General features: G+C 72.2%; 9 protein-coding genes. 2 read left to right on the plus strand and 7 right to left on the minus strand.

Annotated features, from left to right (window positions below):
- Nucleotides 1-2,760, plus strand: a complete 2,760-nt coding sequence (locus tag AC07AG_RS17880; RefSeq protein ID WP_478756012.1) for an ABC transporter permease — start codon at nucleotides 1-3, stop codon at nucleotides 2,758-2,760.
- 78 nt (nucleotides 2,761-2,838) lie between these two features.
- Nucleotides 2,839-3,813 carry an ABC transporter ATP-binding protein gene (locus AC07AG_RS17885; RefSeq protein WP_478756013.1) on the plus strand — a complete coding sequence of 325 codons (975 nt, stop codon included), beginning with the start codon at nucleotides 2,839-2,841 and terminating at the stop codon, nucleotides 3,811-3,813.
- A 124-nt stretch (nucleotides 3,814-3,937) separates the two neighbouring features.
- Here AC07AG_RS17885 and AC07AG_RS17890 read toward each other — a convergent pair whose 3' ends face one another.
- The 7 genes from AC07AG_RS17890 to AC07AG_RS17920 form a co-directional block, all read right to left on the minus strand.
- A complete protein-coding gene (locus tag AC07AG_RS17890) occupies nucleotides 3,938-4,624 on the minus strand; it encodes a DUF8185 domain-containing protein (protein ID WP_478756014.1) in 687 nt (228 codons plus the stop codon).
- Entirely contained in the window at nucleotides 4,621-5,067 is a 447-nt protein-coding gene (locus AC07AG_RS17895) for an acyl-CoA thioesterase (RefSeq protein ID WP_478756015.1), read from the minus strand. The genes AC07AG_RS17890 and AC07AG_RS17895 overlap by 4 nt, the downstream gene beginning before the upstream one ends.
- A gap of 7 nt (nucleotides 5,068-5,074) precedes the next feature.
- Nucleotides 5,075-6,739 (minus strand): energy-dependent translational throttle protein EttA, encoded by a 1,665-nt coding sequence (gene ettA / locus AC07AG_RS17900; protein ID WP_478756016.1) that lies wholly within the window; start codon nucleotides 6,737-6,739, stop codon nucleotides 5,075-5,077.
- 204 nt (nucleotides 6,740-6,943) lie between these two features.
- Nucleotides 6,944-8,398 carry a Cys-Gln thioester bond-forming surface protein gene (locus AC07AG_RS17905; RefSeq protein ID WP_478756017.1) on the minus strand — a complete coding sequence of 485 codons (1,455 nt, stop codon included), beginning with the start codon at nucleotides 8,396-8,398 and terminating at the stop codon, nucleotides 6,944-6,946.
- A gap of 389 nt (nucleotides 8,399-8,787) precedes the next feature.
- Nucleotides 8,788-9,207 carry a single-stranded DNA-binding protein gene (locus AC07AG_RS17910; protein WP_478756018.1) on the minus strand — a complete coding sequence of 140 codons (420 nt, stop codon included), beginning with the start codon at nucleotides 9,205-9,207 and terminating at the stop codon, nucleotides 8,788-8,790.
- Nucleotides 9,208-9,457: 250 nt separating this feature from the next.
- Nucleotides 9,458-11,458 carry a YfjP family GTPase gene (locus AC07AG_RS17915; protein WP_478756019.1) on the minus strand — a complete coding sequence of 667 codons (2,001 nt, stop codon included), beginning with the start codon at nucleotides 11,456-11,458 and terminating at the stop codon, nucleotides 9,458-9,460.
- 5 nt (nucleotides 11,459-11,463) lie between these two features.
- Complete coding sequence (locus tag AC07AG_RS17920) at nucleotides 11,464-13,152, minus strand: GTPase domain-containing protein (protein ID WP_478756020.1); 1,689 nt, start codon at nucleotides 13,150-13,152, stop codon at nucleotides 11,464-11,466.
- Between the last annotated feature and the right edge of the window lie 89 nt (nucleotides 13,153-13,241).

Genomic DNA, 13,241 nt, shown 5'->3' on the forward strand with positions numbered 1-13,241 from the left:
GTGCGCCCCAACCCCGTTGCGCCCTGGACCCGCACCCGCCTGCGCGCCGCGCCGCTGCCCGCCATCGCGCTCGCGCTGCTCGTGCTCGCCACCGCCTTCCTCGCCGCCGTCTTCCCGCGCGCGGTCGACGCGTACGAGGGCGAAGGGGTGCGCGACGCGGTCGCCGGAGCCGGGGCCGCGCGCACCGGGATCGAGCTCGGCGCACCCGCCCCCGGGCTCGAAGTGGACCAGCGGGAGCGGGAGGACGCGCTGCGGGGCACGGCTCTGCGCGAGCGGTACCGCCAGGTCGTCGCGGCCATGCCCCGGCCCCTCCGCGTCGACCGCGCGCAGTCCGCGTACGGCGCGCAGACCCTCGAACCGCCCGCGGGGCTCGACCGTTGGCTGCCCCGCCCCGACTTGATCGACCCGCAGTTCACCCTGGCCGCGCAGGCGGGTGTCGACGCCCACGCGCACGTGCGCGACGGGCGGCTCCCCGAGAGCGAGGGGCTGACCTCGGACAGCCGCCGGGTCGAGGCCGCGGTGACCGTGGAGACCGCCCGCGCCATGAAGCTCCGGGCCGGCTCCGCCGTCCATGTGGACACCGTGCTCGGCGAGCGCGTCACCGTACGGATCACCGGGATCGTCGAACCGCTGCGCCCCAAGGGTGCCTACTGGTCGTACGACCCGATCCTGCGCACCCCTTCGCTGATCGACGTGCCGGGCAACAACGCCCAGGAGCCGAAGAGGCGTTGGCATGCCGCTCTGCTCCTCGCGCCCGATGCGGGGTCGTTCCTGCCCGCCGTCGACCAGAACCCGCAGCGGTACTGGCGTCTCGCCCCCGACCCGGGCGCCCTGACCGCAGGCGACGTCCCCGCCCTGCAGCAGCACATCACCTCGCTCGAAGGCGGGCCGCTGCGCACCGAGTTGCGCGGCTTCACGCACGACGACGCGATGGTCTCCACCGAGCTCGACAAGGTTCTCGCCGGGTACGAAGGGCTGCGCGACGCCGTGACACCGATCGTCGCGGTGGCCGCGTACGGCATCGGCGGAGTCGCCGTCGTCGTCCTCCTGATGACCTGCTCACTCACCGCCGTACGACGGCGGAGCGAACTGGCGCTGCTCCGGGCGCGCGGTGCGTCGGTGCGCGGTGTGGCGGTGCGGCTGCTCGCCGAGACGTCGGTGGTGGCGGTGCCCGCCGCCGCCCTGGGGCTGCTGCTCGCGTTCCTGGTCGTGCCGCACGCGCGCGTGTGGCCCTCGATCCTCGCGGCGGCCGGGGTGTGCGTACTCGCCTGCGCCGCGCTCCCGGTCCGTGCCGCGTTCGCCCACCGCGGGCAGCGGGCGCACGAGGGCCGCGACGATCTGGTGACGGCACGCCCCTCGCGGCGCCGCACGGTGGCCGAACTGGTGCTGCTGGTCCTGGCGGTGGGGGCGGTGGCGACGCTGCGGCGAGGCGGGCTCGGGGACTCCGGTGAGCCGGGCGGCGGGGGCGGCTCGGCGGGGTGGCTGGTCAGCGCCGCGCCTCTCCTCGTCGGCGGTATCGCCGCGCTCCTTCTCGTACGGCTCTATCCGCTGCCCCTGCGCCTCTTCGCGCGCCCGCTCGCCCGCCGCCGCGGCGCCCTCGGGTTCCTGTCGACGGCGAGCGCGGGCCGCGCGTCCGCCGCCCAGGCGCTGCCCCTGCTCGGCCTGCTGCTCGCCCTGACGACGGCGGCGTTCGGCGGCTCCGTGCTGACCGGAATCGCCGACGCCCGCGACCGCACGGCGCTCCTGGCGGTGGGCGCGGACGTCCGCGTGGACCGAGCCAACGGCACCCTGCCCGCCGCGCTCGCCGCCGAGATCCGCGGGACGCCGGGCATACGGGAGGTGGCGGCCGTCCACATCGACTGGTACCTGCGGCTGCCCGACCGGACGACCGTCCCCTTGGTCGCGGTCGACCCGGCGGTGTACGCGCGGCTCACCCGCGCGACCGGCCTCGGACCCTTCGGGGACGACCAGTTGGCGGCGGGCGACGACCGCCGGGCCACCCTTCCGGCCGTGGCGTCGCCGGACGTGGCCCGGCGGCTCGGCAAGGGCGCGCACAGCTTCCGTACCCCCACCGGGTCCTTCAAGGCAGCGGTCCGGGCCGTCCGGGACAGCACCCCGGCCCTCCCCACGGGCAGCGCGTTCCTCCTGATCGACCGCGGCCGGCTCGACCGTCCCGCGGACACCGCGCTCCTGGCCACCGGCGCCCCGGGGCAACGGATCGACACGGCGGCCCTGACCCGGGCCACGCGGTCCGCGGGCGCCGATGTCGACGCGACGTTCCGCGCCGCCGAGCGCGCCTCGCTGACCGATTCCGCGCTCCAGTCGGGCGCCGAGCGCATCTACACGGCGGCGGTCGCGGCAGGCGCCGGATATGCCGTACTGGCCGTCCTGCTGGCCCTCCTGCACTCCGCCCCGCAGCGGGCCGCGCTCCTGGCCAGGCTGCGCACCCTGGGCCTGAGCAGGAGCCAGGGCCGTCGCCTGCTGGTCCTGGAGTCGCTGCCGCAGGCGCTGCTCGCGGCGTGCGGCGGGGCGTTGGCGAGCTGGGCGGCCATCGCGCTGCTCGCGCCCGGCGTCGACCTGGCCCATGTCGCCCTCGCGACACGCGGCGCCCTCGCGGGGCTCGGCGACGTGACGCTGCGGGCCGATCCCTGGTCCTTGCTGCTGCCCGCCGCGGGCGTGGTGATCCTCACGGCCGGGGTCGCCTTCGTACAGGCGTGGTGGACCGCGCGGCGCACGGCCGCGACCGAGCTGACGCGTTGACGTGTTTGTGCGTCGACGTGTTTGTGCGTCGACACGTTTGTGCGTTGACGCGGTGAAGACAGGAGACAGGAGAACCGGATGACGCCCGACACGACCCGCACCGCCACCATGTCCTCGCTCGCGGATCTCGAAGCACGGGCCACCGCCCACCGCGACCGCCCCGCCTACGGTCACGACGCGCTGATCACCTGCGACCGCCTGGTCCGCATCTTCTCCACGGACGGCGTCGAGGTGCAGGCGCTCCAGGGGCTCGATCTCCTGGTCCGTGAGGGCGAGTTGATGGCTCTTGTCGGCGCATCGGGCAGCGGCAAGTCGACCCTGATGAACATCCTCGCCGGGCTCGACGAGCCGACCGCGGGCTCGGCCCGGGTGGCGGGCCGCGATCTCCTGGCGATGGGAGCGAAGGAGCGGCTGCGCTACCGCAGGGAGGTCGTCGGCTTCGTCTGGCAGCAGACGGCACGCAATCTGCTGCCGTATCTGACGGCCGCACAGAATGTGGCGCTGCCCATGCAGTTGAAGGGAGGCCGCCGCGAGTCACGCGCACGGAAGGCCGAACACGCTGCGGAACTCCTGGAGTTGATGGCGGTGTCCGACGTCCGCGACCGACGCCCGCAGCAGCTCTCCGGCGGTCAGCAGCAGCGTGTCGCCATCGCGGTGGCCCTCGCCAACAACCCGTCGGTCCTGCTGGCCGACGAACCCACCGGCGAGCTGGACTCGCACACCGCCGAGCAGATCTTCGCCGCGTTCCGCACAGCGAACGAGGAGCTCGGCACCACCATCGTCATCGTCACCCACGACCAGGCGGTCGCCTCGGAGGTCCGCCGCACGGTCGCCATCCGCGACGGCCGCACCTCGACGGAGGTCCTGCGCCGCACGGAGGTGGACGCGTCGACGGGCCAGGAGTCCGTGACCTCACGCGAGTACGCGATGCTGGACCGCGCGGGACGTCTCCAGCTGCCCGCCGAGTACACGGCGGCGCTGGAGATGCGGGACAGGGTGGCGCTCGAACTCGAACGGGATCACATCGGGGTGTGGCCGGACGACGAGAACTGACGCGCGCATGTCGCTCACGCGCGCATGTCGCTCACGCGCGCATGTCGCTCACGCAGGCGGGCGCATCGCTCACACAGGCGTACCGCTCACGCAGGCGGGCGCATCGCTCACGCAGACGTACCGCTCACGCAGGCGTGACGGAGAGCCCTCCGACGCCGGCCCGGCGCACGGCGATCGATCCGTAGTTCGTGCGCAGCCGCAGCCACGGCCCGGACGACAGCAGGTCGAGCGAGTCCCCCCGCAGGAATCCCAGGGCCTGCGCGGCATGCGCGGCCCGCACGGGCAGGCCCGTGTCCCCGATGGTGCGGGACCAGATCTCCCGGCCCAGCTGGTCGAGTTCCGCCCGGATCCGCCGCTCCTGCGGCAACTCCTCGACCCGGGACTTGAATTCGGCGACCGCGGCCGCCACGAGCCCCCGCACGGCGTCCACCGACGGAAGCCCCTGCTCAGGCTGCCAGCCGCCCCGGGGCGGCAGAACCCCGGCCCACGGCGGGCCGGTGACGGCCTGCGGCACGGAGGCCACCCCGGCCGACTCGACGGACTGGGCCGACTCCCCCACGAATTCGAGGAGTTCACCGGCGGAGACGGTGACATCGAGCAGGGATTCGATCCCGTACTCGTACGGCTTCGCGAGCCGCGCCGTACGGATGGCGAGCACTTCGAACGACGGCGGCCGGCCGAACACGGCGAGCGTGTCGCCCGCCGCCTGCAGACGGACCGCGGCTGCCTTGTCGTAGTGGATGAGCCGGGCCAGGAAGGCGGCGAGATCCCCCGCCTCCCCGGCGTCGGCGAAGTGCAGCTGCGCCGTCATGCGACGAGCGCCTCCGAGCCCCCGGCGACATCGCCGTCGTCGTCCATGTAGGTCAGGAGCACGGCCTTCTCCTCGGCGGTGATCCGCCGCGGCCGCTGCGCCTCCAGGTTGAACGGGACGACGACCGTCGTGGCCCGCACATAGACCTGCTCCGGGTCCTTGACCTCGTACGAGATGGTGAGCGAGGCAGCGCTTATCTTCGTCACCCACGACTCGATGGTCACCGGCGAGTGCCGGTGGACCAACGGCCGTACGTAGTCGATCTCATGGCGGGCCACGACGGACCCGCCCGAGAACGACGGGCTGCCGTCCCCCGGTGCGAGCCGGAACATGAAGTCGATCCGCGCCTCTTCCAAGTACCGCAGGAAGACGGCGTTGTTGACGTGCCCGAAGGCATCCATGTCCGACCACCGGAGGGGGCAGCTGTAGATATGCCGACTCATGTCAGTCTCAGCCCCGGGTGAGCTTCTTGTAGGTGGCGCGGTGCGGACGGGTCGCGTCGGCGCCGAGCCGCTCCACCTTGTTCTTCTCGTAGGACTCGAAGTTGCCCTCGAACCAGTACCAGGTGGACTCACCCTCGTAGGCGAGGATGTGCGTGGCCACGCGGTCAAGGAACCACCGGTCGTGGGAAATGACCACGGCCGCACCCGGGAACTCCAGGAGCGCGTTCTCGAGGGAGGACAGGGTCTCGACGTCCAGGTCGTTCGTCGGTTCGTCGAGGAGGAGCAGGTTGCCGCCCTCCTTGAGGGTCAGCGCCAGGTTGAGGCGGTTGCGCTCACCACCGGAGAGCACGCCGGCCGGCTTCTGCTGGTCCGGACCCTTGAACCCGAAGGCGGAGACGTACGCCCGCGAGGGCATCTCGACCTGGCCGACGTTGATGTAGTCGAGCTCGTCGGAGACGACGGCCCACAGCGTCTTCTTGGGGTCGATGTTGGCGCGGCCCTGGTCGACGTAGCTGACCTTGACCGTGTCACCGATCTTGATGCTGCCGGAGTCCGGCTGCTCCAGACCCTGGATCATCTTGAACAGCGTGGTCTTGCCCGCGCCGTTCGGACCGATGATGCCGACGATGCCGTTGCGCGGCAGCGAGAAGCTCAGATCATCGACAAGTACCTTGTCGCCGAAGGCCTTCGACAGATTCTCGACCTCGACGACGATGGAACCGAGCCGCGGGCCCGGCGGAATCTGGATCTCCTCGAAGTCCAGCTTCCGCATCTTGTCCGCCTCGGCGGCCATCTCCTCGTAGCGAGCCAGACGCGCCTTGGACTTGGCCTGACGCCCCTTGGCGTTGGACCGCACCCACTCCAGCTCTTCCTTGAGGCGCTTGGCGCGCTTCTCGTCCTTGCGGCCCTCGACCTTGAGGCGGGTGGCCTTCTTCTCCAGGTACGTGGAGTAGTTGCCCTCGTAGGGGTGGGCGCGACCGCGGTCGAGCTCCAGGATCCACTGGGCGACGTTGTCGAGGAAGTACCGGTCGTGGGTGACCGCGACGACTGCGCCGGCGTACTGGGAGAGGTGCTGCTCCAGCCAGTTCACCGACTCGGCGTCGAGATGGTTGGTGGGCTCGTCGAGGAGCAGCAGGTCGGGCGCCTCGATGAGGAGCTTGCAGAGCGCGACGCGGCGCTTCTCACCACCGGAGAGGGTGGTGACGGGCCAGTCGCCGGGCGGGCAGCCGAGCGCGTCCATGGCCTGCTCGAGCTGGGCGTCGAGGTCCCACGCGTTGGCGTGGTCCAGGTCCTCCTGGAGCTTGCCCATCTCGTCCATCAGCGCGTCGGAGTAGTCCGTCGCCATGAGCTCGGCGACCTCGTTGAAGCGCTTGAGCTTGCCCATGACCTCGGCGGCGCCGTCCTGGACGTTCTCCAGAACGGTCTTCGTCTCGTCGAGCTGGGGCTCCTGCATGAGGATGCCGACACTGAACCCGGGAGCGAGGAACGCGTCACCGTTGGACGGCTGCTCGAGCCCGGCCATGATCTTCAGCACCGTGGACTTACCGGCGCCGTTGGGACCCACGACACCGATCTTGGCGCCAGGAAGGAAGCTCAGGGTGACGTCATCAAGAATCACCTTGTCGCCGTGCGCCTTGCGCGTCTTGCGCATGGTGTAGATGTACTCAGCCAAGAGAAACCGTCCGGCAATCAGTGAGTGGGCAGATACACCCCATCTTGCCTGACGGCCACCTACCGGGGGAAACCAGTATGGCCGGGGGGCCATGACCTGGACGTTCACCGGCCACTTGGGTAGTTGACCCGCTACCGGCTGTCAGTATGGGGCGCTGTCGAGCGACCTCGCAGTCGCGTTCGCAGGGGGTCCGGCCGGGGCTGGTCAGTCCTCCGTCGGTGCGTCCGTGGCCGTCGGGTCCTTCTTCTTGCGCAGCAGGAACATCGCCGCCGCGCCGAGCACCACCATGAGGACCGCTATGGCCGCGATCATCGGTGTCGCGCTGGAGCCGCCCGTTTCCGCGAGGTCGCCGCCGCCCGTGCCGGTGCCGCCCGCCGATGCGGGGCTCGGGTCCGCCACGGGTTCCGCCTTGTTGCCGATCGTGCTGCCCTCGGTCTGGCAGTCGAGCACGCCCTTGAACCGCTTCTCGAAGCCGTTCGGTCCCTTGATCGTGAAGTCGTAGGGCTGGTCCTCCTGCAGCGGGATCGTCACCGTCCGCGACGTGCCTGCATCGATGGTGTGCTTGAGGCCCATGAGGCGGAACGTGAACGGCCGGTCGCCCGGGTTGCTCGCCGTGATGTCCACGCCGCTCTTGGCGCAGTTCTTCTCCGCGGACAGCGCCGGTATCGCACCCTTCTTGGCCCAGGTGGCGCTCGCCGTCGCGGAGACCGTGGACTCACTGGAGCCCGCGAGGATCTGCGTCTGGCTCCGCGTCTCGGAGGCGAAGGCCCTGCCCACCGGCACCGTCGTCGACGCCTGGACGGCGAGTGCCGCCGAGCCGTCCGCGGAATCCTTGGGGACGTCGAAGAACAGCTGGCTGCCATTGACCGCCGAGGTGACGGGCTTGCCGTCCTTGCCGACCACCTTCACACCGCTCGTCGCCGAGTCCGCGGGAGGCGTCACCGACACCGCGTCCGCGTCCGTCCGCACGGTGACCGGACCGAGCCGCTCCCCCGCGCGCCCGGAGACCGCGGGCGGGTCGAGGGTCAGCGAGGCCCTGGGCTCCGCCGAGCCGCGTGCGTTCTCGTAGAGGTAGTCCGCGAGCTTCTCGGCCTGCGGGTTGACCGCCGCCACGTCGGCGCCGTCCGAGTACCGCCAGATCGCCACCTGTGTGCCGGCCGCGGCTTCCTGCTCGGTCAGTGCCCGCGCGCCCGCCTTGCCGGCCAGCGCGGCGAGGTCGTTCACCTGGGGGTAGGAGTGCTGGAGGATCCAGCGGATCTTCCCCGCGTTCCTGTTGCCGTTCAGCGAAGTGCCGCTCCAGGGGGTCTCCTGGTACTTCGCGTCCTTCTGCGTGGGGTTCTGGATGTCGATGCAGTACGTCTGCAGGGTGCCGCCGCCGTCCACGGACATCTCGAAGAGTCCGGCGGGCACCTGCTGGCTCGTCCCGTTGTCACGGATGACGGCCTGGTCGTACGTCTGCAGCCCGCCCAGCGTCGCGACGGCTCCGCCCCGGTGCTGCGGAACCTCTTCCGCCACGGCAGGACCCGCGGTGGCTATCGCCCCCGCGGCGACGGCCCCGGTCGCCAGCGTCACCGCGGCGAGGCGCGCGGCGCCCCGTCTCCGCCGGGACGGCGCAGAGCACGCGCGGCCCCCGGAGAGAGCAGAGAACGCATCGAACACAGAACGCGCAAAAGACACAGAATTCCCCTCCGGACGGGACCCGTTCACTTCGAGGGGGGTGATCCCGCCAGCAGATTGAAAGGGGCAGAATCACCTGCCACCTGCGTGGCATCCACTACCAACTGCCCCGTTAGCTACGTTCGGCATCCTAGGGACGCGGCAGACCACGGTCCCCAGTCCTACCGTTCGATAACCGATCCGACTCGGAATCGTTATCGCCAACAACCTTTCCGAGCTGGGCTTATCGACAAATCAACGGAACCCATTCGGGCATCCACTCCCCGATAAGCCGCACTTCGGTCGCCGAGGCCCGCCGCCGCCCGCGGCCCGCCCGCAGCCCGCCCGCAGCCAGCCACTGGCACGCCGCTCACCGTGCGCCTGACGGACCATCACCCCACCGGTTCGGGCTCCGGATCACGCACCGCCGACGGCTCCGTCAGCGCCGCGTTCGCCTTGAGCACGCGCCGGAACGCCGCCGTCCCGCGCGAGAGGTCGTGGCCGACAGTGATCGCGTCGATGTCCGCCGACGTCCAGTGCTGGCCACCCCGCTCCTCGTCACGCACCTTCAACTTCCCCTGCACGATGACGGGTTCACCGATCGTCAGGGAACCCTGCACATTCGAGCCGAGCGCCCGCCTCGCCCACACCGTGAAGAAGTTGGTGTGCCCGTCCGCCCAGACGTTCTGCACCGCGTCGTAATACCGCGCCGTCACCGCGAGCCGGAACCGTGCCACCGGCCCCGAGGGCAGCTCCCGGAACACCGGCGTCGTCGCGACGTTCCCCACCACCGTCACCAAGGTCTCGTTCATGCCGAACCCCTCCCTCGTCCACTCCGCTTCCGCTGCCGCGGCGGTCGGTCCCGCGGCGTCGATCTCAGAGTGGACCGGCCGGAGGAATCCCGCTGAGTCCTGTGGTCTACCGGGCAGTTGTGGAAAACTCCCTCACCCGAACAGGGCGCAGACCCACCCGCACGGAGCGCCGACCCACGCGAGCGTGGCGCCGACCCACCCGCACGGGGCGCCCTGCCCGCGCGAACAGGGCCGCCACGCCACGCCCCGTTCAGCCCACCGCCGCCCCCGTCACCCTCACGTACTGCTCCCGAACCTCCCGGTACCGCAGCAACTCCGCCGCCACCGGATCAAGCACCCTCGCCCGCCCGCACCCGGCAGCCGCTTCCCGCAGCCGCCGTTCCGCGTCCAGGCCGTAGCGCCGCGCCGGCCCCCGTGCCGCCATCCGGCTCCCCCACTCCACGCAGGGACCGCCCACGATGCCCGCCAGCATCAGCAGCACCGGCACACCGAGGTTCGGCACCGCGATGCCGACGATCTGTGCCACCAGCCAGAGCCCGCCCACGATTTGGAGCATCGTCATCGCCGCCTGGGCGAGGACCGCGACCGGCCACCACCCGGGACGCGGCGGCCTGCCTTCCGGCACCCCGGCCCGCGCCGTCAGCTGGTCGAGCGCCTCGGGCAGCCCCTCCGCGCCGCGCACCGCCGCCTCCCGCACGGCCTGCCCCCAGGGCTGGGGCAGCCCGGAAGCAGCCTCGTCGGCCACCGTGCGCACCGCGTGCTCGACGCGCTGCCGGGCCGTTGCCTCCTCGTCCGCCGGGGCCTGCGGCACGGGCCAGCCGAAGTTCTGCGGTCCGCGCTTGGCCTCGTACCACCGCCACAGCCGTAGCCAGGGAGTCCCGCACGCCTTGCCCGCGTGGCGCCGCCAGGCCCGCTCGGCGGCCTGACCCGCGGCCGCCGCGCCCACCGCGTCCGCGAGCCGGTCGGCGAACTCCTCGCGCGCCTCTTCGCTGAGCCCGATCCGCGCCCCGCCCCGGCCCCCGTTCGCCCCGGCCCCGGCCGCGTACACGGGCCACAGCCGGTCGGCGGCGGCATCCAGGTCGGCCGCGATCCGCCGGGCGGCGGCGCCCCGTTCCTTGGTGAACTGGCCGAGCGAATCGCGGAGTTCACCGACTCCGTCGCCGGTCAGCGCGGAGAGGGCGAGCACGGTGGCACCGGGCTCGCCGTGCTCGCCAAGAGCGATGCCGTCCTCGTCGAGCAGCCGCCGCAGATCGTCGAGCACCTGGTCGGCGGCGTCGCCCGGGAGCCGGTCCACCTGGTTGAGCACGACGAACGTGACCTCTGCGTGGCCCGCCATCGGCCGCAGATAGCGCTCGTGCAGCATCGCGTCGGCGTACTTCTCGGGGTCGACGACCCAGATGACCGCGTCGACGAGTTCGAGGATCCGGTCCACGTGCGCGCGGTGCTCACCGACCGCCGAGTCGTGGTCGGGCAGGTCGATCAGGACGAGCCCCTCCAGGGTGGCCGCGTCCGGGCCCTGGAGAGGGCGCCTGCGCAGCCGTCCGGGGATGCCGAGCCGGTCAAGGAGCCCGGCGGCGCCGTCGGTCCAGCTGCAGCCGATGGGGGCCGCCGTGGTCGGCCTGCGCACGCCGGTCTCCGAGATCGTCACCCCGGCCAGGGCGTTGAACAGCGTCGACTTGCCGCTCCCCGTGGCGCCCGCGATGGCGATGACGGTGTGCCTGCCGGAGAGCCTGCGCCGGGCCGCGGCCTCGTCGAGCACCCGCCCCGCCTCGGCGAGCGTGGCGCTGTCGAGCCGGGTGCGGGAGAGCCCCACGAGCTCGCGCAGGGCGTCGAGACGGGCGCGCAGGGGCCCTTCGTACGCGGTGGAGACACCGGACGAGGACGAAGCACCGGACGAGGTACCTGATGAGGTACCGGAGGGAGCACCGGATGGCGTACTGGACGGCGCCTCGGACGGCGCCCCCGCCGGGGCATACGCGTCGGCGCCGCCCCCTGGCCCCTCGGTCGCCCCACCGCGCCCGGCACCGGCACCGCCCCGACGCGCGATCAGCCCGTCGTCCCAGACGCTCTCGGAGCCGCTACGGGCGCCGTCGTCCGCGGCAGCGCTCCCGGGCGCCTTCGGCGTCCCGTCGGAAAGCTCATCGCGCTCACGCTCGTGATCGCGCTCACGCCCGTGATCGCGCTCGTGCTTACGCCCATGCTCGCGCTCACGCTCGTGCTCGTGCTCGGTGTGATCAGTGACGGCAGTCACCGCGGTCACCTCTCCTTCTGCAGTACGGACAGCGCGGCGATCAGATCGGCCTGGGGTTCGGGGTTCACGTCGAGGACGTCGAGGGGGGCGAGGCGCCGCTCGCGCTCAGCGCCCAGGACGTTGTCCAGGTAGGTGGTGAGAAGGCGTCCGCCCCGGTCCCGCAGCCGGAGCGCGCCCTGGGCGCCGATCCGCTCGGCCAGCGTCTCGCCCGCCGAACGTCCGCGGGCTCCGCCGAGCAGGGCCGTGGCGAGCAGGGCGGAGACGACCTCGGGGTCGGGCACGAAGTTCTTGTCGATCCTGTCGAGCCCGCTGACCTCGTCCTCGGCGTACTCCTCCAGGACGCGCCGCCAGCGCCGTACCGCCATCCCGATGCGGTGCTCGGCGCTCTCGGCGTCCCGGTCGCGGTCGCCGAGGCCGGGGGCTGCCGCGGCGGGCTCGCGCCGCCACGCCTCGTCGATCCGCTCGTCGGCGGCGGTCACCGCGCACAGCAGCAGCGCCTCCAGGCTCTCGGAGACGGCGTCGAGGAGCTCGCCGGCGCCGCAGTCCAGCGGGTAGCTGCGCCACCGCTTCAGCGCGTCACCCGCGAGGACGGCCCCGTCCTGCAGGCGCTCCCGCACGCGCGCGTGCTCGTGTCCGTACGCCTCGTCCACGGCGGAGGTGAGCCGCAGTGCGGCCGCGTACTGCGTGGCGACGGCGCCCGCGAGCTCCGGGACCCGCACGTTGAGGGACTGGATGACGCCGAGCGCCGTCCGCGCGATGGCCTGCGCGCGCGCATGGGGCTCCTGGGACCGGTGGGTGAGCCAGGCCCGCAGCGGCGCGACGGCGGTCGAGGGAAGCAGCCCGCCGCCGCCCGCGGACTCGGGCAGCTCGGGCACCGTGAAGCGCGGCACATCGCCCAGGCCCGCCTTGGCGAGCAGCGCTCCGTACTGCCGCGACACCTCGGCCACCAACTGGTGCGGCACCCGGTCGAGGACGGTGACGAGGGTGGCGTCGTGCTCCTTGGCGGTACGCAGCAGATGCCAGGGCACGGCGTCCGCGTACCGGGACGCGGTGGTCACCATGACCCAGACGTCGGCGGCGGAGATCAGCTCGGCGGCGAGGATCCGGTTGTCCGAGACGAGCGAGTCGACATCGGGGGCGTCCAGGAGCGCGAGCCCCTGCGGCAGGGTCTCCGCGGTCTCGATACGCAGCGCGCGCTCGCCGTCGGGCCCGATGGCCAGCAGGTCCTCGCACCCGTCGCCGCCCTCGCCGTCCTCCTCGTCCAGGGGCTCGGGACGAGGCACCCACACGCGCGTGAGGTCGGGCAGTACGCGCATTCCGGCGAACCAGTGATGATCCTCCGGATGGCACACAAGGACCGGCGTCCGGGTCGTCGGCCGCAGCACCCCCGCCTCGCTGACCTGCCGCCCCACGAGGGAGTTCACCAGGGTGGACTTGCCCGCCCCGGTGGATCCCCCGATCACGGCGAGCAGCGGCGCTTCGGGGGCGCGCAGGCGGGGCACCAAGTAGTCGTCGAGCTGGGCGAGGAGCTCGTCCCGGTTGGCACGCGCGCGTGGCGCCCCCGCCAGGGGGAGCGGAAAGCGTGCGGCGGCGACACGCTCGCGCAGGGCGGAGAGTGCGTCGAGCAGTTGAGGCCGTACGTCCAAGGTCACCACATGCGAAGAATGCCCAATTTTGATGGCTTTCTGAAGCATATGGGCACCCCTGCGCGCCGATCGGACACTCGGGACGGAAGGGGCGACTGGGGCGCAGGCATAACGAGTGCACAACACCCGGGGCGTGA

Source organism: Streptomyces sp. NPDC044044, assembly GCF_056434405.1.